24 protein-coding genes and 1 tRNA gene are annotated in these 24,552 nt (G+C 61.8%); 11 read left to right on the top strand and 14 right to left on the bottom strand.

What is annotated here, in order from left to right:
- Nucleotides 1-33: 33 nt before the first annotated feature.
- Nucleotides 34-1,518 carry a sugar porter family MFS transporter gene (locus A0U94_RS12945; RefSeq protein ID WP_062107158.1) on the bottom strand — a complete coding sequence of 495 codons (1,485 nt, stop codon included), beginning with the start codon at nt 1,516-1,518 and terminating at the stop codon, nt 34-36.
- Between the two features lie 120 nt (nt 1,519-1,638).
- Between A0U94_RS12945 and A0U94_RS16260 the strand changes: the two genes are divergently transcribed.
- Nucleotides 1,639-1,767, top strand: coding sequence for a hypothetical protein (locus tag A0U94_RS16260; protein WP_255308576.1), 129 nt, complete (start codon nt 1,639-1,641; stop codon nt 1,765-1,767).
- Here A0U94_RS16260 and A0U94_RS12940 read toward each other — a convergent pair.
- The 4 genes from A0U94_RS12940 to A0U94_RS12925 all read right to left on the bottom strand — a co-directional run bounded on the left by A0U94_RS12940 (nt 1,754) and on the right by A0U94_RS12925 (nt 4,605).
- Complete coding sequence (locus A0U94_RS12940) at nt 1,754-2,560, bottom strand: metal ABC transporter permease (protein WP_077803603.1); 807 nt, start codon at nt 2,558-2,560, stop codon at nt 1,754-1,756. The genes A0U94_RS16260 and A0U94_RS12940 overlap by 14 nt on opposite strands.
- Nucleotides 2,547-3,236 carry an ATP-binding cassette domain-containing protein gene (locus tag A0U94_RS12935; protein ID WP_077803602.1) on the bottom strand — a complete coding sequence of 230 codons (690 nt, stop codon included), beginning with the start codon at nt 3,234-3,236 and terminating at the stop codon, nt 2,547-2,549. Before A0U94_RS12935 ends, A0U94_RS12940 begins: the two co-directional genes overlap by 14 nt.
- Entirely contained in the window at nt 3,223-4,122 is a 900-nt protein-coding gene (locus A0U94_RS12930; protein ID WP_244178015.1) for a metal ABC transporter solute-binding protein, Zn/Mn family, read from the bottom strand. Before A0U94_RS12930 ends, A0U94_RS12935 begins: the two co-directional genes overlap by 14 nt.
- Before the next feature lie 75 nt (nt 4,123-4,197).
- The gene (locus A0U94_RS12925) at nt 4,198-4,605 is read right to left on the bottom strand and encodes a lytic transglycosylase domain-containing protein (protein ID WP_077803601.1); all 408 of its coding nucleotides are present in this window, start codon (nt 4,603-4,605) and stop codon (nt 4,198-4,200) included.
- Between the two features lie 106 nt (nt 4,606-4,711).
- On the opposite strand from A0U94_RS12925, the gene A0U94_RS12920 reads away from it, so the two are divergent.
- Nucleotides 4,712-5,188: a YbaK/EbsC family protein gene (locus A0U94_RS12920; protein ID WP_062032727.1), complete on the top strand. Its 477-nt coding sequence runs from the start codon at nt 4,712-4,714 to the stop codon at nt 5,186-5,188.
- A 9-nt stretch (nt 5,189-5,197) separates the two neighbouring features.
- Here the strand turns inward: A0U94_RS12920 and galE are convergent, their stop codons facing one another.
- The 5 genes from galE to A0U94_RS12895 all read right to left on the bottom strand — a co-directional run bounded on the left by galE (nt 5,198) and on the right by A0U94_RS12895 (nt 8,894).
- Nucleotides 5,198-6,187 carry a UDP-glucose 4-epimerase GalE gene (galE, locus tag A0U94_RS12915; RefSeq protein ID WP_077803600.1) on the bottom strand — a complete coding sequence of 330 codons (990 nt, stop codon included), beginning with the start codon at nt 6,185-6,187 and terminating at the stop codon, nt 5,198-5,200.
- Nucleotides 6,188-6,275: 88 nt separating this feature from the next.
- Nucleotides 6,276-6,713: a DUF2501 domain-containing protein gene (locus A0U94_RS12910; RefSeq protein ID WP_077803599.1), complete on the bottom strand. Its 438-nt coding sequence runs from the start codon at nt 6,711-6,713 to the stop codon at nt 6,276-6,278.
- A 111-nt stretch (nt 6,714-6,824) separates the two neighbouring features.
- Complete coding sequence (locus tag A0U94_RS12905; RefSeq protein ID WP_244178014.1) at nt 6,825-8,039, bottom strand: AGE family epimerase/isomerase; 1,215 nt, start codon at nt 8,037-8,039, stop codon at nt 6,825-6,827.
- Nucleotides 8,040-8,102: 63 nt separating this feature from the next.
- Nucleotides 8,103-8,178: transfer RNA gene (locus tag A0U94_RS12900), tRNA-Ala, on the bottom strand.
- A gap of 104 nt (nt 8,179-8,282) precedes the next feature.
- Nucleotides 8,283-8,894, bottom strand: coding sequence for a Maf family protein (locus A0U94_RS12895; RefSeq protein ID WP_077803597.1), 612 nt, complete (start codon nt 8,892-8,894; stop codon nt 8,283-8,285).
- A gap of 353 nt (nt 8,895-9,247) precedes the next feature.
- Here A0U94_RS12895 and hemE point away from each other — a divergent pair, with 353 nt between their 5' ends.
- From hemE to hemJ, 3 genes are read left to right on the top strand one after another with little or no spacing between them, the layout of a single operon-like run.
- Nucleotides 9,248-10,309, top strand: a complete 1,062-nt coding sequence (gene hemE, locus A0U94_RS12890) for a uroporphyrinogen decarboxylase (protein ID WP_077803596.1) — start codon at nt 9,248-9,250, stop codon at nt 10,307-10,309.
- Nucleotides 10,306-11,010 (top strand): HAD family hydrolase, encoded by a 705-nt coding sequence (locus tag A0U94_RS12885; RefSeq protein WP_062107171.1) that lies wholly within the window; start codon nt 10,306-10,308, stop codon nt 11,008-11,010. Before hemE ends, A0U94_RS12885 begins: the two co-directional genes overlap by 4 nt.
- Nucleotides 11,007-11,453 carry a protoporphyrinogen oxidase HemJ gene (hemJ, locus tag A0U94_RS12880; RefSeq protein ID WP_062032749.1) on the top strand — a complete coding sequence of 149 codons (447 nt, stop codon included), beginning with the start codon at nt 11,007-11,009 and terminating at the stop codon, nt 11,451-11,453. The genes A0U94_RS12885 and hemJ overlap by 4 nt, the downstream gene beginning before the upstream one ends.
- Nucleotides 11,454-11,554: 101 nt before the next feature.
- Here hemJ and A0U94_RS12875 read toward each other — a convergent pair whose 3' ends face one another.
- Together A0U94_RS12875 and A0U94_RS12870 are read right to left on the bottom strand one after the other, a co-directional pair.
- Nucleotides 11,555-12,526, bottom strand: coding sequence for an SDR family oxidoreductase (locus tag A0U94_RS12875; RefSeq protein ID WP_062032753.1), 972 nt, complete (start codon nt 12,524-12,526; stop codon nt 11,555-11,557).
- Nucleotides 12,527-12,549: 23 nt separating this feature from the next.
- A complete protein-coding gene (locus A0U94_RS12870) occupies nt 12,550-13,149 on the bottom strand; it encodes a DedA family protein (RefSeq protein WP_194255517.1) in 600 nt (199 codons plus the stop codon).
- A 150-nt stretch (nt 13,150-13,299) separates the two neighbouring features.
- Between A0U94_RS12870 and A0U94_RS12865 the strand changes: the two genes are divergently transcribed.
- The gene (locus A0U94_RS12865; protein ID WP_077803595.1) at nt 13,300-15,219 is read left to right on the top strand and encodes a S9 family peptidase; all 1,920 of its coding nucleotides are present in this window, start codon (nt 13,300-13,302) and stop codon (nt 15,217-15,219) included.
- A 19-nt stretch (nt 15,220-15,238) separates the two neighbouring features.
- Here the strand turns inward: A0U94_RS12865 and A0U94_RS12860 are convergent, their stop codons facing one another.
- On the bottom strand, nt 15,239-15,586 hold the full coding sequence (locus A0U94_RS12860) for a hypothetical protein (RefSeq protein ID WP_062032903.1): 348 nt from the start codon (nt 15,584-15,586) through the stop codon (nt 15,239-15,241).
- Between the two features lie 428 nt (nt 15,587-16,014).
- On the opposite strand from A0U94_RS12860, the gene A0U94_RS12855 reads away from it, so the two are divergent.
- Nucleotides 16,015-16,980: a DMT family transporter gene (locus A0U94_RS12855; protein WP_231865422.1), complete on the top strand. Its 966-nt coding sequence runs from the start codon at nt 16,015-16,017 to the stop codon at nt 16,978-16,980.
- A gap of 68 nt (nt 16,981-17,048) precedes the next feature.
- On the opposite strand, the gene A0U94_RS12850 is transcribed toward A0U94_RS12855, so the two are convergent.
- Nucleotides 17,049-18,347, bottom strand: a complete 1,299-nt coding sequence (locus tag A0U94_RS12850) for an MATE family efflux transporter (RefSeq protein ID WP_062107200.1) — start codon at nt 18,345-18,347, stop codon at nt 17,049-17,051.
- 246 nt (nt 18,348-18,593) lie between these two features.
- On the opposite strand from A0U94_RS12850, the gene flgE reads away from it, so the two are divergent.
- From flgE to htpG, 4 genes are all read left to right on the top strand, one after another.
- Entirely contained in the window at nt 18,594-19,877 is a 1,284-nt protein-coding gene (flgE, locus tag A0U94_RS12845) for a flagellar hook protein FlgE (RefSeq protein ID WP_244178128.1), read from the top strand.
- 25 nt (nt 19,878-19,902) lie between these two features.
- Entirely contained in the window at nt 19,903-21,435 is a 1,533-nt protein-coding gene (gene flgK, locus A0U94_RS12840) for a flagellar hook-associated protein FlgK (RefSeq protein ID WP_077803594.1), read from the top strand.
- Nucleotides 21,436-21,437: 2 nt separating this feature from the next.
- A complete protein-coding gene (locus tag A0U94_RS12835) occupies nt 21,438-22,499 on the top strand; it encodes a flagellin (RefSeq protein WP_062032768.1) in 1,062 nt (353 codons plus the stop codon).
- Between the two features lie 78 nt (nt 22,500-22,577).
- Nucleotides 22,578-24,449, top strand: a complete 1,872-nt coding sequence (gene htpG / locus A0U94_RS12830) for a molecular chaperone HtpG (protein ID WP_062032772.1) — start codon at nt 22,578-22,580, stop codon at nt 24,447-24,449.
- The last annotated feature ends 103 nt before the right edge of the window (nt 24,450-24,552 follow it).

Below are 24,552 nucleotides of genomic sequence, written 5' to 3'. Positions count from 1 at the left end.
TCAGTTCCCCTTCTGCGTGAAGGGGAGAGCGTATCATGCAGCTTCTTCGACGTCCTCGTCTTCGCTCTGCACGATCCGCGTATTCCCGCGCGTGGGGCGGAAACGCTTTTCAACCAGCGCCTCTTCAATGTCTTCCAGAGACGCACCGGCCGTTTCCGGCACGAAGAAGAACACAAAGATGACAGACGCCAGATTGACGAACGCATAGAACCACATTGTCCAGCTCAGCCCGATGGCTTCAGCCATGCTCAGCGCCGTGCTGGTTACCAGCAGATCAGCTCCCCACAGCGTCGCAGCATGCAGCGACGTCGCCTGTCCGCGCATCGAGAGCGGGAACATCTCGGCCCCCAGCAGCCAGCCACAAACCTGGATACCGCCGGAATTGAACATCATGAACAGCAGCAGGAACACCACGATCAGATAGGCGCCCGTGCTGCCCGGAGCCGGATGGCTCAGGAACATCACGCCAAGCCCTACGAGCGACAGCGCAGCCCCCGGCCCCATGATGAGCATCAGACGACGGCGGCCGATCCGGTCCACGAACATGCAGCCCAAAAACGTCATGATGCAGTAAATCACCGCCACACCCAGCGACGCCAGAAGGGCGGAGGACGTGCCGAAACCCGCATCGTTCAGGAAGGTCGGGGTATAGTAGATCATCATCTCCAGCCCGCCGCACTGCGTAAAGAACGCAACGCCAAGGGCGGCGACAAGCGCAGGACGCACCCAGGGCTGGAACAGACCGCGCCAGCCACGGTTCTGCGGCTCGATCCCTTCCGCATTCTCACGGATGGTCTGGACTTCCCGGCGAATAGCCCGCTTGGTCGTGCGGATCCGGCCGAGCTGGATGATGGCACTCTTCATGCCTTCGTTCTCAGCCGCCCAGCGCGGACTCTTGGGCATGAAGAACATGGAAACGAACACGATCGCGGCCGGAATGGCGGCAATGCCCACCATCGGGCGCCAGCCCCACGCCGTACGCTGGGTGAAGCCGATGATGTTGGCAATCAGAATCCCCAGACCGATCGCCACATTGAACATCGTGACCAGCGTGCCACGACGCTCCTGCGGCGCCAGTTCGGAAATATACATCGGCACAACCTGTGTCGAACCACCAACTGCCAGACCCAGCACGAAACGCGCCGCAATCAGGCTCCAGACATCCGGCGCAAAGGAACACGCCGTCGCCCCCATCACGAACACGCCGCTGACCAGACAGGTGGTGTTCCGCCGTCCGAATTTCTCCGACAGGCTGCCTGCGCCAAAGGCCCCGAAAATCGCACCCAGAAGGATCGCGGAGGCCACCCATTCCTTCATGGTGGCATTCAGATGGAAATCATCCCCGATCAGAGGCAGCGTGCCCGAGATGATGCCGGTATCATAGCCATACAGGCCACCGCAGATCGCAGCGACCACAGCCGCCAGAATCAGCATCAGCTTGGCATTGGGAGAAACTTCGATGGACGCGGGATCAATATGCTCCCGTCCGGTTCGGACTGTTTTCGTATCGTTTTCCATAGAAGGATAACATATCACGAAACGAATGGTTTTTCAGGTTTGGCAGAAAACAGCCGAAAAATATCCTCAAAATACGTTCAGGATTGACTATTCCCCCCCAACACCGTCAGGATACGCGTCATGCAGACACCCGATACAACCAACGATGTTCCCGTTATTGGTACGAAAGCGCTGATCATCATGCATGTGATGCTGGCTGCATTCATCGCTCTGGTGCATTTCAAGCTGACGAACGCTACGGACTTCTGAACCGCCGCCACAGATCGGCCAGCGCATAGGACAGGGCAGCCCCAAGCCCGATCCAGAACGGAACCGGCGCATCCGTCACCCAGGACAGCATCAGTCCACCCCACGATAATCCCAGCGCCAGCCAGACCGAAACGGCAATCCCCGCCAGCGGTCCCAGCCCGAGCTTCAGCGCCGTCGCGGCAGGCCCGATCATCAGACTGAACGCCAGAAGCGCCCCGGCCACTTCCGCACAGGCCGCACAGGCCAGCGCCGCCACGGCCATGAACACTACCGACACCAGCCGCGCCGGAACACCCCGCGCCCGCGCCACTTCCGGTGCCAGACTGGCAAACAGCAGCCGACGCCCCAGAAACGCCAGCAGCCCCAGACACAGCACGGCCACCCCGCACAGCGCCTCCAGCGTCGGCACATCAATGCCCAGAACATCCCCGAACAGCAGCGTGGTCGCAAGGCTGGAGCCCCGGTTGCTCATATGCAGGAACCACGCCCCAAGCCCCAGACTGGCCGCCAGAACAAGCCCGATCGTGCTGTCCCGCTGGGCGGGAACGCCACGCTCCCCTTCGCGCTCAGCCCCGATAACGAACCCCGCCATCAGACTAAACGCTACCATTCCCGAAAGCGGCGGAAAGCCAAGCCAGACCGCTCCGGCCGCCCCGCTGAATCCGATATGCGACAGCGCATGGGCCGCGAACGCCTGACGCCGCAGCATCAGGAACCAGCCCACCGTCCCCGCCAGAACAGACACAACCGCCGCGCCCACAAAGGCATGGCGCATGAAATCAAACTCGAACATGCAGCCCCCCTTCCGCAAGCTGCACAACCCGCGTCACAGCCCCGGACAGGGCCTCGGTTTCATGAGACGTCAGAACAATCCCGATCCCCAGGCGCTCCGTCAGATCCCGCAACAGACGCACCGTCCGCTCCTGCCCCGCCTGATCAAGCGCCGCCAGCGGCTCATCCAGCAACAGCAGATCCGGATTTCCTGCCAGAGCCTGCGCCAGCCCGACCCGCTGACGCTCCCCGCCGGACAGCAGCCCCAGCGGACGATGCGCAAACGCCGAAGCCCCCGTCAGCGCCAGAAGCCGGTCCGCCTCTTCCCGCCGAGACCGCAGACGCAGCGGCAGCCCCCAGCGCACGCCGTCCACCGCCGCCCGCACATGACTGACCGCCGGAAGCAGCAACGCCGCATCCGTCACACTCTGCGGCATGTAACCGATATGCTGCCGGGCCTGCGCCGGCGACAGACCATGCGTGAGAATTTCGCCCGCCTGAAGCGGGATCAGCCCCAGCATCGCCCGCAGCAGCGTGGACTTCCCCGCCCCGTTCCGCCCCGACAGAAGCGTCATGCCCGAAAGCGGCACCGTCAGGGACGCCTCCCGCAACACACAGGTCGATCCCGCCATGAGCGTCACATCCCGCAAAACCAACCCACGCTCCGGCTGACAGCAGACCCGTTTATTTTTCGCCATCACCCAGCGCCTGCTCCACCGTCTGAAGAATGCCATGAACCCAGCCCTGCCAGGACTGACCCGGTGGCAAAGTCTCCCCAATCACCACGACCGGCAAGCCCACAGCCTGCGCCCGATCCACCAGCCGGTCGATCTGCGGCGAGTGAATGGCCGGATTGGTCATCAGCATCCGCACCTTCCGCCCGTCAACCAGCATATCGACCTGCGCCACATCGCGCGGCGACGGCTCCGCATGGTTCATGATCGCAAGCGCAAAATTCTCATCCACAACCGCCAGCCCCGCATCCCGAAGCAACGTCTCCCCGACCGGCTCCACCGCCGCCACGGGCACGGCATCATGACGGGCCTTCATCGCCGCCAGACGGGCCGTCACGCCCTCCAGCTCTTTCCGGAACGCCGCCAGCCGCTCCGCCACGGCCGGTGCCGAAATTCCCGGCTGATGCGACAGCCTGTCCGCAAAAACCTGCGCGACTTTCCCTACCGCCACCGGATCGAGAAAGAGATGCGGATTGTCGCCGGGCCGCCACCCCGCCAGAGACGCCACCACGATCCGCTCCGGCACGGAAGCCGTAAAGGGAAGCGCCCAGTCGTCATAGGTCGCGCCATTCACCACCGCGATGGTCGCCCCTGCCATGGCGCGTGCCATGGAGGGCGAGGGCGTCAGATCATGCGGATCAATCCCCGGCGTCGCCAGAAGAGCCTGTGTCTGCACATCCGCCCCCCCGATCTGCGCCGCCACATCACACCAGGCCGCTTCAACGCACACCACACGCACCGGAGACAGGGCCGGAGACAGGGCAGGAACCTGCGCCGGCTCGGTCTGAGCAAGGGCTACAGGTCCTGAAATCAGTGCAGCCAGCAGAAAAGCCGGAAAAAAACGCATCATGGTCCTCGGGGCAGGGGTCAAGGCTCAGGTGTTATAAAGTAACATTTACGGCCTGGCCATCCTCACCGGAACGCCTTATCCCTGACGCAGATAAAGTGCCGCCGCCGCGGCCACAACCCTGCGCTGGTAATCCAGATTGAGCGGCAGCGTGCGGGAATGATAATCCCCGATCGCCTTCATCAGATTGCCATGCTCCTCATTCAGCGCCCTGCGCAGGATCATCGCCGCCGCCGCGATATTGAAACACGGCTCCAGCGCCAGACGCGCCGCAACCTGCGACACGGGCTGACGGGTCATGGAGGCGATCGGCAGAATCCAGCGCGAATTGATCTGCATGAGCCCGATATCGACCGAGCCGTCCGTATTGGTGCTGACATGCCCTATCGTCCCGCCCTCGACCCGCTGGATCGCAGGCAGGATGCGCGGCGGCAGATGGTAATGCAAAGCCGAAGCCAGCATGCAGGCCAGCAGACCTCCAGCCATGATTATGAACGAACCACAGGGTGAATCATGCCCCCGACCCTAGCATCGGACGCGCCTGCCTGCCATCCTGAACCCCTCGTGATGACCGCAAAGGACAGGAGGACACGTGCAGGACACATCCGCGACCCTGACACTGGACGCTCTCGGCATTTCCTATGAACGCCATGTCTATGACTACGACCCCTCAGCAGGGAAACTTGGCGTGGCCGCCGCAGCAGCGCTGGGCCTGTCGCCGGATCACGTCCTCAAGACGCTGATGGTGCAGATCGACGGACGCCCCGCCTGCGTGGTGCTGCCCGCGGATCGCGAACTGGATTTCGCCCGCGTGGCACAGGCCTTCGGAGGGCGGAAAGCCAAGATGCTCTCCCGCCCCGACGCCGAACAGCGCACCGGCTACCGCATCGGCGGCGTGAGCCCCTTCGGACAACGCAGCGCCGTCCCCACGGCCTTCGAACAATGCGGCATGGACGGTCCGCCCGTGGTCATCAACGGCGGACATCAGGGCCTCCTGATCGAACTGTCCCCCCAGGATGCCCTGACCGCCACCGGTGGCCTCGTGGCCGATCTGGTCAAACCCCTTTAAGCGGCCACTTCAAACAGCGCCATATCCGTCCGGATGGTCCACACGCCAGCGCAGGGCCGTCTCGACGATATCATCAAGCTGGCTGAACTTCGGGTCCCAGCCCGTTTCCTTGCGGATCTGCGAAGAATCCGCCACCAGAACCGCCGGATCTCCCCCACGGCGCGGCGCCCATTCCCAGGGCACTTTCCGGCCGCTGACGCGCTCGACACTCTGGACGACTTCCAGATTGGTAAAGCCCAGACCATTGCCCAGATTATACGTCACGGACCGCTCATCGAGCTGCCCCATGGCGCGGATATGCGCATCGGCCAAATCCGTCACATGGATATAATCGCGCACACAGGTGCCATCGCGTGTCGGATAGTCATTCCCGAACAGCTTCAGCCCGGCCCGACGTCCCAGCGCCGCGTCGATCGTCAACGGAATGAGATGCGTCTCCGGCCGGTGATCCTCCCCCAGACGTCCCTGTGCATCCGCACCCGCCGCATTGAAATAACGCAGGCACGCGCTCTTCATGCCGCAGATCCGGTCCGCCCAGACCAGCGCCCGCTCGATCAGATATTTGCTCTCGCCATAAGGCGATCCCGGATCCACCGGCGCATCCGCCGAAATCAACGGCGGGCGGTCATCGCCACCAAACAGCGCCGCCGTCGAAGAGAACACAAAGCGCTTTACGCCATGCCGCGTGCAGGCCTCGATCAGGTTCAGAGCCGTAATGTAATTCCGGCGCAGATAGAGGAAAGGCTGGCTCATGCTTTCGCCCACAAGCGACAGCGCCGCAAAATGCAGAACCGCATCCCACTGCCCAGAAGCCACCGCCCGGTCCGTCGCCTCTGCATCCGCCAGATCGACATGAATGAACTGCGCGCCCTGCGGCACGGCTGCCCGATGACCCGTGCTCAGATTGTCGAGAACGACAACCTCATGTCCGCCATCCACCAGAGCCTGTGCCAGATGACTTCCGACAAACCCGGCCCCACCCGTAACGAGATACTTCACTGATCCAGTTGTCCTTTTTCCAGAAATACCCAACCCGCCATGACTGATCCATGACGGGCCGGCTCAAGTAAGAGAAGACCAGAACAGGTCAGAGAAGATTCTGGGCGCGGTTGAGGATCATGCTGCACAGCTTCTGCTTCATCTGCCCCTTGAGGCTCGACAGCGACAGCGGATTGCTGCCCCCCGTCAGAAGCTGCCCCTGCTGCCCGGCGGCATAATCGCTGGAGGACGTCACGTCCTGCTTGCCCGTCAGGCTGCTCAGGGCCGAAGTGGCGCTGCTGCCGCTCAGATAGTTGTTCTGCACACAATAGCTCAGAACACCCGCAACATTGCCCGTGCTGGCGGAAGACACGTTCGGCAGCATGCTGCCCATGATGCCGCTGCCCCCGGTCATGCCACTCATGCCCGACATGCCGCTCATGGCATTACCCGCACTGCCAACACCCGGAATGGACTGGGCATGGGCCGAAGACCCAACAAGAGCAGCGGCCACAAGACCCGCGAAGAGACCGTTCGAGTAACGCATCCTATTTCTCCTTCAGAAGACGCTCAGGGCAGCACCTGTCAGAAGTCACCGTCGCTGCCGACATGTTTACCGGAAGTGACGCTAACATAGGATTGCAACGGGTTCACCCGTCTAACGTCCACAGAACTCCCGCGCCGCACCATAAATATGATAGAGCGAACTGGCGGGCACGTCTGATACGGTCGCGTTTCCGAAGGCGTCGAAGCGGTCCACCCACAAAGCGCTTTTCTGGTCGGAACTGAACGTTCCAAAGAAATGCTCCGTCAGCCCCCGCAGAATATCCGGCCTCTCATTCCGACAGACCAGCAGACGGCAAAGCTCCGTCTGCGGCCAGATCCGCGTCGCATTTTCAACGGTCTGCCCCCCATCCGTCACGGCATCCCGCACGACGGCGCCCTCCCCGACCCGCGCCAGGCCATGCGCCATTCCGAACGCGAACAGCCCTTCCGCCGCCCGGCCAATCGCCCCGGCTTCCGGCGTCCCAGGCTCCAGACGCAGATAGTCCCGCAACAGCCAGGACCATTCGAAAAGATGCCCCGGCTCCACGCGATTGCCCCCGGCGGGGGCCGTCGGGCGCCAGTCTGTCATGAAATCTTCAAGGAGCGCCCCCGATCCGGGCTGGATGAGCTTCCCCAGAGCCAGCCGCACCAGAGACCGCGCCTCGCCCAGATAAAAGCTGTCCCCCGAAACCTCGAACAGCACCAGAAACGCCTCAAGCAGATGCATGTGCGGATTCTGGTGCCGGACCGCACCTATCAGCGGCACCTCGTCCAGAAACCCGCCATGCTCCGCCCGGAAAATCTGATGCAGCTCCAGCACGGTCTGCCGCGCCACCGCCAGAAAATCCGGATTGCCGCTCAGGCGATACGCCCAGCCATAAGCAAACAGAATGAAAGCATGTGCATACAGGTCCCGCTTCGTCCCGACCGGGGTTCCGTCCGGTGCGACGGAAAAGATCCACCCCGCCTGCCCGTCCCGATGGCGATAAAGCCGCTCGACCTCTTCCAGACACATCAGCGCCTGCCCGGACGCCTCATGCAGCCCGTCCAGCGCCGCACGACAGAATGTCGAAATCTGCCGCGCCTGCACCATCAGCCGCGATGCCTCCAGAACCAGAGGCTCCCCGGCAAACGTCAGACGCTCGTGATACAGGCGCCTTGTGCGATCAAACCCGGCATCGCTCCAGAACGGCAGCACCGTCCGCGTCAGCCAGCCGCCCCAGAGCGACCGCTGGTCAGCATCCATGAGGGTCGGCAAAGAGGCGTAAGGCGTTCCGGTCTGCATCCGACTGCCGTATGAGAGCTGAACGCCCGCGTCAACAGACACAGACCAGCCTCGGCAGAACCAGACCGGAAATTTCAGATTTTAAATTTTCAGGGATAAGGAAACTGGTGGAGCCAATCGGGATCGAACCGACGACCTCCTGAATGCCATTCAGGCGCTCTCCCAACTGAGCTATGGCCCCACATGTTTCATCTGCGGCCCCTTTGGGACGGAGCCGGATGAGGGCGGTATATCGTCATGATTTCGCCCTGACAAGCCTGAAAAACAGATTTTGACAGCAGTTTTTCACGCCGAAATCGCCTTCAGCCTCCGCAGTTCCTCCAATAACGGAAGCAGCGGCAGCCCCAGAACGGCATCCTGCGCCCCTTCGACAGCCGAAAAAAGCTGTATTCCGGGGCCTTCCAGCCGATACGCCCCCACACAGGACAGGATCGCCGCCCCTTCCCGCTCCAGATAGGCCTGAAGGAACGCCTCCGAAAACGCCCGCATCGTCAGACGCGGCGACGCCAGATGCTCCCAGATTTTCTCACCCCCCTTATAGAGAACGACCGCCGTGCGCAGAACATGCGTCCGCCCCCGCAGCCGGCGCAGATGTTCCCCTGCCTCAGCAACAGAGCCCGGTTTGGCAAACGCCACCCCGTCCAGATCAAGAATCTGGTCCGCCGCAAGCGTCAGATCATCAAAGCCCACATCCCGTGTCGCGAGATCGGCTTTTGCATCCGCCAGAGCAATCGCCGTTTCCGAAAGCGTATGCCCCTGCGCCTCGCAGGACCGCCGCAGCGTCTCCTCATCGAGATCGACCGGTCTGGCCTGCACGGTAAGACCCGCATTTTCGAGCAACATGCGCCGGGCTGACGACCCGCTGGCAAGAATCAGGGAAGTACTGAAAGACATCATGATGTACGACTCCGTACTATCGACTGTAAGAACGAGGGCGAGTACTGCAGGAAACCCTGTGAAGGCATTGCGTCAGTACTGGGGTACATGGGGATAGTACCTGCCCTCCCGAAAGGAGTACCGAGTACCGTGGATTGTACGGTACACCAGCCGGAACTGGGGGTTGTACACAGCCTCTCTGTGGGCAATTCGGGATAGAATCAACGACTCCCTTGCAGACTGCGGCCTCCAGAGTTGTACACAGTGTGAACAAGACGGGGTACATTTTCAGAAAGCCGGGTACCCCGGTATCCACAGGGATCATCTTAACCTCCAGCATTTCTTTCTTTTTTCTTTTATGATTAGTGGGCGGCATGATTTCGGAAAACGCACCTTCCTCACCCTCGTCGAAACCGCTTCTGCGGGCCCTCCGTGGTGAAGCCGTCTGGCCGCCTCCGGTCTGGCTCATGCGTCAGGCAGGCCGCTATCTCCCCGAATTCCGCGCCATGCGCGACAGGGCCGACTTCCTGACCCGGTGCATGACCCCCGACATGGCCACCGAGCTGACGATCCAGCCGATCCGCCGCTACGGCATGGACGGTGCCATCCTGTTTTCCGACATCCTGATCCTGCCCTGGGCCATGGGTCAGTCCCTTGAATTCATCGACGGCCGCGGCCCGGTCCTCGGCGCCATCCGCTCCGAAGCCGACCTCGCCCGGCTCGATCCCAAGCGCGTACAGGACGCCGTTGCACCAGTGCGCGAGACCTTGTCCCGCCTCGCCAAAGAGCTTCCAGACGTCACGACCCTTCTGGGCTTCGCAGGCAGCCCGTTCACCGTCGCCTGCTACATGGTCGAGGGCGGCGGATCGCGGGATTTCGCCGAAACCCGCCGCATGATGCAGACCAACCCGGCCCTGTTCGATCGCCTGATCAACACCCTGACCTCGAGTACCGCCGAGATGCTCTGCGGCCAGATCGAAGCCGGCGCGGAAGCCGTGATGCTGTTCGATTCCTGGGCCGGAATCCTGCCCCCCTCCGCATTCCGCCGCTACGTGATCGAACCGACACGCCAGATCGTCGCGTACATCCGCGCCCGTCACCCCAACACTCCGCTCATCGGCTTCCCACGCCTCGGCGGCATCATGGTCCGCGAATACGCGCAGAAAACCGGTATCAACACGCTGGCGCTCGACACGGTCGCCGACCCGGCCCAGATTTCCGAACTCCTGTCCGAAGCCGTTCCCGGCCTCACCCTTCAGGGCAACATGGACCCGATGATCCTGTTCTCCGGCGGTGAGAAAATGATCCGTGAAGCCCAGGCCATTCGCGACGCAATGCGCGGAAAACCCCATGTTTTCAATCTCGGACACGGCGTCATGCAGCATACGCCTCCTGAAAACGTAGCGGCCCTCGTCGAGGCGGTACGGTCCGTATGACAACCGCCCTGGATCCAGCAGGCCAGCTGAAACTGGTCATTTTCGACTGTGACGGCGTTCTCGTGGACAGCGAAGGCCCGTCCTGCCGGGCCACGGCGGAATTCGCCCGATCCAAGGGCATGTCCATCTCCGACGAAGAGGCGCATCAGCGTTTCGCAGGCATGGCCCTGCCGCAGATCGTAACCGAACTCGAACACGAAATCGGTCATCCCCTGCCGGATGAAACGGCAGTCATCCTGCGCGAAAATCTCGTACAGATGATGCAGAAAATCGCAGAACCCGTAGGCGGCGCGCCCGAAATGCTGGCAGGCGTGCGGTCTTCAGGACTGCCGGTTCGCGTCGGATCGAATTCTTCCGTCCGTGAGATGGAAGCCAAGTTCGAAAAAACCGGAATGTCGCAGTATTTCCCCGAAAACCGCGTCCACTCCGCTAACGATATGGGCTGCCCCAAGCCCGCTCCGGACGTTTATCTGTACGCCGCAAAAACCGAAGACGTTCTGCCAGAATGCTGTGTCGTCATCGAAGACAGCGATACTGGAGCAGAAGCTGCCTGGAAGGCTGGCATGGCCTGTGTGCTGCTTCGTCCTGAAGACATGCCCGCACCGCCCTTCTGGCCCGTCGAAGGCTCGGTCCGCATCGCCCATCTGGACGAGCTGGTACCGCTGCTGCGCCGGACGCTTGAAAGCCAGAAACACGCATGACCGACTTTCTCGCGACGTATCAGAGCTGGATCCTGTCGGTGCACATCATGGCGTTCATCGCCTGGATGGCCGGGACGTTCTATCTCCCGCGCCTGTATGTCTATCACTGTCAGGTGGTACCGGGTTCTGCCGAGAGCGAGCGGTTCAAGGTCATGGAGCGCAAGCTTCTGCGTCAGATCATGACGCCCGCCATGATCGTGACATTCCTCGCAGGCGGCGCCCTGGCCTCCATTCCCGGGCTGATCGACTGGAACGCGGGCTGGTGGTGGACGAAGCTGATCTGCGTCCTCGCCCTCGCCGGGTTTCACGGTGCCTGCGGAACATGGCGTCGCGGTTTCGCCGAAGACCGCAACCAGCACCCGGAAAAATTCTACCGGATCGCCAACGAAGTCCCCACCATCCTGATGATGGTCATCGTCATCATGATCATCGTCCGCCCCTGAGAAAGATCCCGAACAAAAATTTTTGGGTGTCGCCTTTTTTCAAAAAAGTGACAGTCTTCGAAGCTTTTTGAAAAAAGCTTCACCAAAAACTTTTATGACTTTCAGATCAGGCCGTATTTTACGCCGGTCATCTGTTCCGAGACGGTCCACAGACGCGCGGCCAGTTCGGGTACATGCGCCAGAGCCGGCAGCCCCGCGATCCCCGGCACACCACGACGTTCTCCCGGCCCCTGCGGGCCATAATAGCTGCCGTCATGCGCCTGCGGACTGGCAAGAGCATAGAGCAGCGGCCACGCCCCCTCCTCGACCGTCTGCCCCATGGCATGAAACACCGGCCCGGCGACACTGCGCGCCAGACTGCGCATGAACCGCGCGGCTTTGTTGGCGGACTGGTCCAAACTGCCGTTATTCGCGACGATATCGCTCGCCGCCCAGCCCGGATGCGCCGCACGCGAATGGATGGGCCAAGGCGCTTTCGCAGCCCGGCGGTTCAGTTCGAGCGCAAACAGCAGGTTGGACAGCTTGCTCTGACGATACCGCACCATCGGATTGTAGGAATGCCGCGCATTCAGATCACCAAACGGGATCTCACCCTTCAGCGCCGCCAGAGACGCCACTGTCATGACCGTCGCATTCCCCGCCGCCAGCAACGGCAGCAGCCGCCCCGTCAGAGCGAAATGCCCGAGATGGTTGGTGCCGAACTGCAATTCGAACCCGTCTTTCGTCGTCAGACGCGTCGCAGGCCCCATGACCCCGGCATTGTTCGCCAGAAGATGGATCGGCTCGCCCCGGCTGCGCATCGCGGACGCAAACGCCTCGATCCCGGCCAGCGACGCCAGATCCAGCAGTTCGAACCGCGATTTGACGAACGGCACGCGCTCATGAAGCCGTGCCAGCGCCGCCTGTCCCTTGTCATGACTGCGGCCGCTCAGCACGATCGCAGCGCCCTGCCTGGCCAGCCCGCAGGCGACCTCGAACCCCAGCCCCCCTGTCGATCCGGTGATGAGCGCTGTCTTTCCGTCCAGACGTTCAAGAGAGTCGGTAGACCACTCGGGAGCGGAGGGCTGTGTCATGACGTCTGTCCTTCCAGTCTGTGTCAGCTCGGTTTCTTGTCCACACGCGATTCCTCGCGCTTTTCGTCTTCCTCGGCCTGCCGGAGTGCCTCATCCGTCAGGCGCTTCTCGTTTTTCTTGAGAAAAACGAGCGCCCCGATCAGGCAACAGACCCCCACGACCGCCATGGCGATCCCGACCGGCCCGGTGATCTTCTCGATCTGCTTGCCAAGCTCATAGGTCACAAAGGCATAGCCACCGGCCCAGCAGATGCCACCGAGCGCATTGAAGAACAGAAACGAATGCCAGGGCATCCGGTTCGCTCCCGCCAGCAATGCCACGAACACCCGCAGCACCGCGACGAAACGCCCCAGAAACACGACGATCCCGCCATGCCTGCGGAACAGATACCGCCCCAGCATCAGCCGCTCTTCGGTCAGACCGACTTTCTGGCCGTGCTTTTTCAGAATGCCGTAACCAAAGTGATGGCCGATCAGATAGCCGATATTGTCGCCCATGATGGCACCGAGCACGGCGGCCAGCGCGATCCAGCGGATTTCAAGATGATGGGTGCTGCCCGCATAGAGCGAAGCGGCGATGATGACGCTCTCCGCCGGAAGAGGAAGGCCCATGCTCTCGAACATGACGGTGATGCCGACGACGCCATAGCCATACTGCACCAGCATGTGATCGAGAAAATGACTGAGATGAAACAGTGTCCTGGTCCTGTTCAAGCTGTGGCGGAAGAGAGTGCCACCGGCTACGATACTACGGCATCGGAGACAGGATGAAAAATGACGCCCCCTTCCCCCTCATCTTCCGCAGCCTTGTCGGGACACTGGCCGTCCTGGGTCACGCCCGAACTCGTGGCCGGACGCACCCTGTCCTTCTCCGAACTGCGCACTGCTGGGGAGTGGATCATCTGGCTTGAAAGCCGCCCTGACGAACAGGGCCGCTCCGTCATCACGGCCCGCGACCCTGAAGGAACACTCCGCGACCTGATCCCGGCGGAATACTCGGTCGGCACCCGCGTGCATGAATATGGCGGCGGCGCATGGGACGTGCGCCTGAAAAACAACGCCAAAGACAACGCCCCGCAGGTCGTCTTCAGTGATCGCAAACGCGGCAGCGTCTGGTTCAGCGACGGCACCATCGCCACGCAATGGGCTACGGCGGGTGAAAGTCCCGAACACCGCTACGCCGACCTGACGTTCGATCCGGCTGCCGACGCCGTGTTCTGCGTGCGTGAAAGCCACGGTGACGGCGTGCCCGTCGCAACGCTGGTCCATGTGCAGGCTGACGGACGCGAAACCGTGCTGGCCGAAGGCGCGGATTTCTACGCCGCCCCCCGGCCCTCACCCGATGGAAATTTTCTGGCCTGGTTCAGCTGGAACGACCCGGCCATGCCCTGGACCGCCACGACCCTTTTCGTCGCCCCCTTCGACCGCACAACCGGCACACTCGGCCCCGTCACTGACCTGAACGGACCTGAACCGTGCAGCATCATCGAACCCTGCTGGTCCCCAGACGGCACGCTCTACGCCACGTCCGACGCCTCGGGCCGCTGGACCCCCGTCCGCTTTTCCCATGACGAGACAGGCTGGCACCCCCATTTCCTCGACGGTGCCAACGCCGAAATCGGCCTGCCGCACTGGGTTTTCGGACAGCGCAGTATGGCGCCCCTGCCCGGAAACCGTCTGCTGGCCCTCGGCATCCGCCACGGCCTCAACCACGTCCTGCTGGAAGACAATGGACGCTGGACCGAACTTGCGCTCGGCACGCCCGTCAATGTCCCCGAACCTCTCGGAAACGGACAGTTTGCCTGGATCGACGCCCCGGCCGATGCCCCCGCCGCCATCGCCTTCGGCCGCCCCGGCGAAACCTGCGACCGCTTCCGAATCAGCGTCACCCTCCCGCACGGCGTCACGAAAGCCGATATCGCAACCCCCACTCCACTGAGCTTCCCAACTGCAAACGGCGCACAGGCCCACGCCCTGTTCTACGCCCCCGCCAGCAGCACCAGCGTCCTGCGGGAAGGTGAAAAACCCCCGCTCGTCGTCATGGCGCATGGCGGCCCGACCGGCCGCGCCAATCCGTCCTTTGCCTTCAAGGTGCAGTGGTGGACCTCGCGCGGTTTCGCCGTCCTCGACGTCAATTATCGCGGCTCAACCGGCTTCGGCCGCGCTTACCGCGAAGCACTGGACGGACAATGGGGTGTCGCGGATATCGAAGACTGCCTCGCCGGCGTGCAGGCTGTGCTCGACCGCGGCCTCGCAGACCCCGCCCGCTGCGTCATCCGCGGCAGCAGCGCCGGCGGCCTGACCGTTCTCGGCGCCCTCGCACAGTCGGACCTCTTCGCCGCTGGAACCTCCCTCTATGGCGTCACGGATCTGCGGGCCCTCGCCGAAGAAACGCACAAGTTTGAAGCCCGCTATCTGGACGGGCTGATCGGCCCCTATCCCGAAGATGAGGCCGTGTATCTGAAACGTTCCCCCATCACGCAGGCCGAGGGCATTACCGTTCCTGTCCTGTTCCTGCATGGCGGCGCAGATAAGGTCGTCCCCCTGTCACAGGCGGAGTCCATGCGCACAAAACTCGAACATTCCGCCCTGCACGTCTATCCGGAGGAAGCCCACGGCTTCCGCGCCCGCGAAACCATAGAAGACGCCCTGCAACGGGAACTCGCCTTCTATCAGCAGGTCTTCACCCCATAGATCCAGGCAAATCCCGGTTTCAGTCGTCGGCAAGCCCGAACTGGCTGGGATAGGGCATGGCGTTGCGGCTGAGCTTCTTCTTTTTCCAGTCTGCCAGCGCCCTGTCATATTCGACATGGCGCAGCGCGAACTGTAGCGCTTCCACATGCCGCTCGTCGGCCGGGTCCATCATGTTCCGGCGCCAGCCCGCCGCAATCAGCCAGTATTCCCCGGCCAGCCGCCAGTCTCCGGCCTCATGATGCTCCAGCGCCAGCCGCTCAAGCCCATGATATTTGTTCTTCGGATTGGCGAGCGCTTCGGGCGTGAGAATGAAATCATCCCCTTTCCAGAGGAACGTCGATTTCATGTAGGGAAACTGCCGGGTCATCACACCCGGATCTCCGAAATGCTCTTTAATCAGCATCGGAACAAGCCTGTCGTAAGACCGACGCCATTCACACTGCACAGATCGTTTCCCTGAAAATCACATTGAAAGAGTGCGGCCTCTATAACGAACAGGAACACCAGAGTCGATTTCTTCCACCTGCCACAGCCACGCCCTGTTCCGTATTAATAACAATACAAATGTTATTAATAAATAGATTTATGTTATCATTCAATCTATACCGTAATTGTCAAAGAAAATATTCGAAGTCCCGGAAACGGGTTTGAATTTCCATAATACTTCTTCTAAGAAGCCTGACCGCAATTACCGATGCCCTATTCAGGCCCGAACGCTCTGTCATGCGTTCAGAGGGCACAGGGTTATTTTTTCGGCACGATTCCTTCTCTCTCCCGTCAGAGTCCCCGAGCCTTATGGACACCAAAACCCTCTTCTCCGGAATGGCCCTGGCCTTCGGAGCATACTCCGCGTTCGCCATCAGCGACGCCTTTTCCAAACTGCTGGACGGGAGTCTCGATCCCTTCGAGGTTGCTTTTTTTGGCGGGGTGTTCGGGTTCCTCATTCTTCCCTTCATCCGCAAATCAAACGAATCCTACCTCGATATCGTGCGCCCGAAGCTTCGCGGCATGTGGCTGCTGCGCGCGATCTGCGTCTTCGTCGCCACGGCCGCCAGCGTCAAAGCCTTCATGCTGCTCTCGATGCCCGAGGCCCTGTCGATCACCTTCCTGATGCCACTGTTCGTCACGATCCTCTCCGTCGTGCTGCTCAAGGAGAAAGTGACGTTCTGGGCATGGCTTGCGGTCGGCCTCGGCTTTGCGGGCGTTCTGATCGTCCTGCGTCCGGGAATGCGCCCGCTCAATCTGGGCCATCTCTGCGCGCTTCTGGCAGCCTGCGCCAATGCGGGCAGCGTGATCGCTTACCGGATCGCCAGCAAGGAAACCGTCCGCCTGTCGCTCTTCGGGTCCAGCCTGATGGGTGCGCTGGTCGGCAACGGTCTCCTCATGCTCGCCCACGCCACATGGCCCTCCAACACAAAGATCTGGTTCTACCTGTTTGGCTACGGCTTCCTGACCGCCCTCGGACAGCTCTGCATGATGCTCGCAACCGCCAGAGCACCGGCAAACCGCGTGGCCCTGCCGCAATACAGCCAGATGGCCTGGGGGGTCGCGCTGAGCTACTTCCTGTTCAAACAGCCGCTCGATCGCTGGACTTTCGTCGGCATCGCGGTCCTGACAGCATCAGGCATGCTGAACTGGATCCGTCAGCGCATCCGCTACGAAAAAATGGCGATGAAAGAGCGTCTCGAACGTCTCAAGGCGCGCAAAGTCGCCAAGGGAAACCTCAAAGCCGCCAAGCAGAGCGCGCTCTCCACACGCTGACCCCCGTTCCGCCGCCCCGGACCAGAACACCAGTCTCCGGGGCCGTGCTGACACGCTGAACGACGAACTCAGGGCCTTACGATATCCGGCTCCAGCTTCCGGATGACCCGAAACGCCGTCACTACGGCCAGACTGCCAAACAGCACCACGCCCAGCGACTGCCCGACCAGAATCCCGATCGGCCCATAAGCAGACCCGATCCAGACGAACGGAATGGTCCCCAGCGTCGCCCGGCCCCAGTTGAAACCCGTGGAATAGAACGGGTGCCCCAGATTGTTGAACGCCGTATTGGCCACAAACAGCAGCCCCACAAACATGTAACTCAGCACCAGCCAGCAGCAGAACAGCCGCACGATGTCCACGCCCACACCCTGAAGCTCGAAAAGCTGGATGATGTAAGTGTGCGCCCCCGCCAGAACCAGCCATGTCACGCCTACACACAGCGCCGTCAGCTTCAGCGCCGCCAGAAGCGCCTCCTGCACACGATGGATCTGTCGTGCCCCAAGGTTCTGCGCCATGATCGGCCCGACAGACCCCGTCAGTGCGAAAACCAGTGAAAATGCCACCGGCACGATCCGGTCAATGGTCGCCTGTCCCGAGACGGCATTGAGCCCGAACCGCGCCATCGCATGCGTCACGAACAGCGCGCCCGTCGGCGTCGCCAGATTGGTCGCAATCGCCGGAACCGCAATCCCGCCAATCAGTCGCGTGGACGGCCCGAAAGCGGAACGCTGCGGCCATTCCAGCATGGCATGGCCCCGAAGGTTCAGAAATCCGCTCGCCGTAATGGCCAGCCGCGCCAGAACCGTGCTGATCGCAGCACCCTCAAGCCCCAGATGCAGCCCGAAAATCATGATCGGGTCCAGACACGCGGACACAGCCGCCCCGGTCAGTGTCACCCGCATCGAGCGTTTCGCATCCCCGACTGCCCGCAAAAGCGATGAAAGCGCCATCCCCAGACACACAAGCGGCAGCGCCGGCGACACGATATGCAGGAAGGTGGCCGCATGTTTCTGCGCCTCCCCATGCGCGCCCAGAAGCCCGAGCAGAGGCATGGCAAAGGTCGCCGTCAACAGGCCCAGAACGGCCGCAATCGCTACCATGACCACCAGAAATGCCGAGGCCATCCGACGCGCCTCGGCATGCTGACACGCCCCGATCAGCCGCCCCGTGCAGGCCCCGAGCCCGATCGTCATGCCAATGGAAACCGACACCTGCACGTAACTGACCGCCGTCGCAAACGCGATCGCCGCCGTCAGTGTCTTGTCATGCAGATGCGAAATATAACCGTAATTGAGCAGATCCACGGCAAACACGGCCATCAGCCCGATCGCCCCGGTTCCGGCCATGGTCACGACATGACGCATGATGCTGCCATGAACGAATCTGGCCGGTCTTACCGGGGAATCGTCAGGAATACAGGGCTTTTTGGGGTCGTCATCTGGCTCTGGCATGTCACTGTATCATGCCTGTTTCAGGGCCGGAGAACCAGAGGCCGCCAGCGTTTTTTCGCCCCCGTCCCAGCCTTGTCTCCGTTCGTAACAACAGGCGAATCTGCCCTTTTTGCGCTTGTAAGGACTTCTTTAATATCCCCTGTGGAATCCTCGGCAGTGATGCTCGGGCATACGACCCGCAGCCTGTTCCATGTCCGGGAGTATGCCATGTCCTCGATCATCAACGCGGTTCACACCGCCGTCAGCGGCCTGAACTCGCAGTCACACGCCTTCAGCGACCTGTCCAACAACATCGCCAACAGCCAGACCAACGGTTACAAGGCCAGCACCACCAGCTTCGAGGACTATGTTACCAACAACAGCCTCGCCAGTGACGGCGAATCCCTGAGCGACAGCGTCGTCGCCACCACCCGCCAGCACAACGACAACCAGGGCATGGTGACGACCTCGACCAACAGCACGGCCCTCGCCATTTCCGGTAACGGGTTCTTCAACGTCGTGCAGGCCACCGGTCAGAGCAACGACAGCACCCCCGTCCTCGGCACACAGCAGTATTACACCCGCAATGGTGACTTCTCGCAGGACAAGAACGGCTATCTGGTCAACACGTCCGGCTATTACCTCGAAGGCTATAACGTCAACGCCTCCACAGGCACCCTGAGCACTACGCTGAACCCCATTCAGGTGCCCTCCACCATCAAGTTCCAGCCGACCGAGAGCACAAAGCTGACCCTGACTGGCCAGATCGACGGAAAACCTACTTCGGCCACAGCCTATGACAGCAAAGGCAACGCCCAGACCGTCTCCCTGAACTGGACGCAGGTCGACGCCACCACCTGGACCGTCAGCAACCCCAATGACGCGACCAACAGCGCGACCGTGAAGTTCGATTCCTCCACCGGCGCCATCGCCTCCGTCAACGGACAGACCCAGGCCTCCGGCTCCACGGCCAGCTTCGAATATGACGGTGCGCCCCAGGACATGACCGTCAGCCTCGGAACCATCGGCGGCACGAGCGGCGTCAGCCTCGCAACGGACGGCTCCACCCCGACGGGCGTCACGGGGGTTTCCGACAGCGTGACCACCGGCACGTTCTCCGGCATTTCCATGCAGACGGACGGCTCGGTCATGGCAACCTTCGACAACGGCTACTCCCAGCTCGTCGCCAAGATCCCCCTGACGACCTTCGCCGACCCCAACAGCCTCTCCCCCCAGAACGGACAGGCCTATACCGCCACCTCACAGTCCGGCACCCCGCAGATCAACGCCGTCAATACCAATGGCGCCGGCACCCTGAGCACGGCCTCGGTCGAAGAATCCACCACCGATCTGACAGGCGATCTCAGCAAGTTGATCGTGGCGCAGCAGGCCTATGGCGCGAACACGAAAGTCGTCTCCACGGCCGACCAGCTTCTTCAGACAACCCTGGCGATGATCCAGTAAGCACGACTGAAGGGACACCGGCTCCATGGGACTGAACAGCGCACTCTCGATTGCAACTTCCGGCCTGAATGTCGTTCAGAATGCCATGGCCGTTGCCTCCAACAACGTCTCCAATGCGGGGACAAGCGGCTACATCAAGGAAAGCGCCAACGTCCAGTCGAGCGTGGCTGGCAACACAGGCAACGGTGTCCGCACCGCCGCCACCACACTCGCGACCAACCAGCAGGTCCAGAAGGCGCTTTACGCCCAGAACGCGGACGTGGCGGCCTACACGGCCACCAGCAATTCCCTGTCCAACATCACAGCACTTCAGGGCTCTACCAGCGCCACATCCGGCAGCAGCGGAACGCTTTCGGATGAACTGGGCAATCTTCAGTCCGCCCTGACATCCCTGACCTCCACTCCCGACAGCGCCTCGGCCCAGAGCACGGTCGTCTCCGCCGCGTCCACCTTCGCCCAGTCCGTCAATACGCTGGCTTCGGCCTATCAGACCCAGCGTCAAACGGCCCAGAATGCTGTCGTTTCCTCGGTCTCGGACATCAATACCGACCTCACCACGATCGGCACCCTGTCCACCAAGATCATGAACCTCAAAAGCACCGGTCAGGACACGGCTGCGCTGGAAAACCAGCGCTATACGGCCCTCTCCTCCCTGTCCTCCGAGCTTTCCGTCTCATGGTCCGAGTCCGCAAACGGCGACATGACCATCGCCACGGCCGACGGCATCACCCTGCCTACGCGCGACTCCAGCAGTTCCAGTGGCGCAACCGTCTCGTCCACATGGCCGCTCACCACGTCTTCTGCCCAGATTTCGGTCAGCACGACCTATCCCGGCACATCGTCCAGCAACACCATCCCCGCCATCACCATGAATGGCCGCGATGTTACTACCCACCTGACGGGCGGGACGCTGGGCGCAAACATCACCCTGCGCGATACAACGCTCCCCACCATGCAGGCGCAGCTGGACTCCCTGTCTTCGACGGTCGCCACCCGCTTTCAGGCCCAGGGCATGTCCCTGTTCACGACATCGGGCACAAAGGGCGTCGTTCCGGGAACCTCGCAGACAGACCTTGTTCCTGCCGGCAGCGTCGGTTTCTCGCAGGACATCAGCGTCTCCAGCGCCTATTCCAGCGACCCGTCCCAACTGCTCGACAGTACGACCTCTGGCACCCAGACCATCCAGAACGTCCTGAGCTACACATTCGGAACAACCTCCGATGCTTCCGGAACCGCCCAGACGGCCGCGCCCAGCAGCAACCTTGGAATGACCGGAACCCTGTCCACGGGATACACGGGCAACCAGAAAATCATTTCCCTTGCGACATCCCTGACCGCCAATCAGGCGGCCACGGCCAGCGATGCAAGCAGTGGTCTCGCTCTGTCGCAGACAACGCAGAGCAGCCTGACGTCCAATCTTTCCGGAACGTCCACCGTCTCCATCGACACGGAAATGGCGAATATCGTCACGCTCCAGAACGCCTACGCTGCCAACGCCAAGGTCGTTTCGACCGTCCAGACAATGTTCAGCGCCCTGCTGAGCGCAATCGGAACCTGATCATGACCGGAACCATCTCCAGCTTCGGCTTCGGGGGAATCTCCAGCCAGCTTCTCCTCGGCGTCCAGAATCTGTCGCAGGCGAAAGACTCCCTCCAGCTTCAGGCCACAACCGGCGTTATGGCCAGCAGCTATGCCGATCTCGGGTCTTCGCGGACACAGGCCCTCGCGCTTCAGCCCGCCATCACGCAGGTTGCCGCCTGGAACAGCAACGTCACGAATGCCCAGACGACACTGACCACAACACAGAGTTCCCTGTCCCAGATTTCCACCATCGCCCAGGACCTGACGAGTTCGCTCTCAACTCTGGGCAGCACGCTGTCCTACTCAACCGTCACGACGGCTGCCTCTGCCGCCCAGTCGGCCCTGACCTCCCTGGGCAACCTGCTCAACACCCGACAGGGCGACAGCTACGTCTTCGCCGGGCAGCAGAATACGACGGCCCCTGTCAGCACGGATCTGGGCACGTCGGACCTCGCAACCCAGATCGCACAGGCCGTCAGCCAGCTCGGTTCGGACGGAGCGCAGAGCGTGCTCGACACAACGGAAAACCTGGCCAGCAATACGGCTGCCGGACAGCCTTTCTCCGCAACGCTTTCCACATCCCCCGATCAGGCGCAGCAGCAGAACACGCGCGTCGTCGTCGGACAGTCTGAAACAGTGTCCGTCGGGATGGTCGCCACACAGGGCGCGACATCCACGTCCACTACCTCCCCGATCCGCGATCTCATGCGCAATCTGATGGTGGTCGCCTCCCTCGGCTCGTCTTCAACCAGCACCACGGACTATGCGAGCCTGATTTCCGGCCTTCAAAGCTCCATGAATACGGTCACGAGCGGTCTCGGCACCATGAGCGGCTTGCTGGGTGTCCAGCAGAACAGCCTGACCAACCAGACCGCCATGCTGACCCAGATGTCCTCGGCGTTGACGACCCAGCTCGGTCAGGTGAAAGACGCTGATCTTGCACAGGTTTCCACACAGGTGACGGATACCAACAACCAGCTTCAGGCGTCCTATTCCCTTATTGCGGACATGAAAGGCATGACGCTGGCCTCTTACCTCTGATCGGGCCACTGATCCCGGTTGAAAAACCGTTTGTGACATCGCATATCCAGATCACTTTCCTGAACGGAGATTGATGAGATGAGTGAAACGAACAACCAGCAGGCCGCCGAAAAGCATGAATTCAGTGCAGAGGTTGGACGGCTGCTGGACCTTGTGGTCCATGCCCTTTACTCGGATCGTGAAATCTTTCTGCGCGAACTCGTCGCCAATGCGGCGGACGCGACGGACAAGCGCCGTTTCGAAGCCCTGACCGACAGTGCTGCGGCGCTTCCCGAGAATGCGTCCATCCGCATCAATCCGGACAAGAGCCAGAAAGAGCTGACAATCTCTGATGACGGCGTAGGCATGACCCATGACGAACTGGCCCAGAACCTTGGCACGATCGCCCGCTCCGGCACGCGCGCTTTCGGAGAAAAGCTGAATTCGGCAAAGCCCGAAGACCGCCCGAACCTGATCGGTCAGTTCGGCGTCGGCTTCTACGCAGCTTTCATGGTCGCGGACCGTGTGGAGGTCACCTCCCGCAAGGCCGGTTCCGATCAGGCCTGGACCTGGTCTTCGGACGGCAAGGGCGCCTTCACGCTGAGCCCCGCGTCCCGCTCCACGCCGGGCACCGACATCGTCCTGCACATGAAAGACGACGCCGACGAGTTCCTCGACAGCTGGCGCCTGAAATCCATCATCCGCAAATGGGCGGACCATATCTCCTGGCCCATCACCCTGCGTGAAACCAAGGAAGACGGCACCACGGAAGATCAGGCCGCCAATGAGGGCACGGCCCTGTGGAGCAAGCCGAAATCCGAAATCACGCCGGAACAGTATGCCGAGTTCTACCGGCACATCTCCCACGCTTTTGACGAACCCTATGCGACGCTGCACTGGCGCGCGGAAGGCGTGACCGAATTCACGGCCCTCCTGTTCCTGCCCAGCGCCCGCCCGTTCGACTTCATGGAACAGTCCCGCGAGAGCCGGATCCATCTCCATGTCCGCCGGATGTTCATTACCGACGAAGCGGAACTGGTTCCGAACTGGATGCGCTTCGTGCAGGGCGTGGTCGATACGGAAGACCTGCCGCTCAACGTCTCGCGCGAAATGCTTCAGGCCACCCCGGTTCTGGCCCGCATCCGCAAAGCCGTCACCAAGCGCGTCCTGACCGAGATCCGTAACCGTGCGAAGGACGCCGAGGGTGGTTTCAACACGTTCTGGGAAAACTTCGGCGCGGTCATCAAGGAAGGTCTGTGGGAAGACGCCGAACACCGGACGGAAATCGCCGGTTTCGCCCGTTTCCATTCCACCCAGGGCGACGACCTCGTCACGCTGGACGACTATATTGCGCGCATGAAGGATGGTCAGGACGCCATCTATTACCTGACCGGCGACAATCTGGACGCACTGAAATCCTCCGCCCAGCTTGAAGGCTTCCGTGCGCGTGGCCTCGAAGTCCTGCTGCTGTCCGATCCGGTTGACGGCTTCTGGCCGGAGCGCCTGTCTTCCTACCAGGACAAGCCGCTGCGTTCCGTCGCCCATTCCCATGGCGATCTGGAAAAGTTTGAATCCACGGATGCCGACACAACCGAAGCCGCGGATGTCGAAAAGCTGGTTCCGGCCCTCAAGGATGCCCTTGGCGAACAGGTCAAAGACGTTCGCAGCACGGTGCGTCTGACGGGAAGCGCTGTCGTCATCACATCCGATGGCGGCCCGGACCTGACGATGCAGCGCCTGATGCGCCGCTCAGGTCAGGCCATGCCCGCCATGCCGCCAATTCTCGAAATCAACCCGAAGCATCCGCTCATCAAGGCTCTGGCCGAGCGTGTTGCAAAGGACGAGAGCATCACCGCCTATGCCAGCGTCCTGCTGGATCTGGCGCGTGTGCAGGAAGGCGAACCCCTGCCCGACCCGACCGGTTTCGGCCGCTCGCTCGCCACGCTGCTGGCTGGTCCGGCCGTCGGGTGAACGGGGTCTGAACGCAGCATTCGCTTCGTTCCGGTCCATCAAAGGCGAGGGAGTTCATCCCTCGCCTTTTCTTTTTGCTAAGCTCCTGTGAGATAGGGAGCAA

Source organism: Gluconobacter albidus (assembly GCF_002005485.1).
Lineage (GTDB): Bacteria > Pseudomonadota > Alphaproteobacteria > Acetobacterales > Acetobacteraceae > Gluconobacter > Gluconobacter albidus.
Note: the sequence above shows the minus strand (reverse complement) of the source record. Positions and strands in the feature narration are given on the sequence as shown.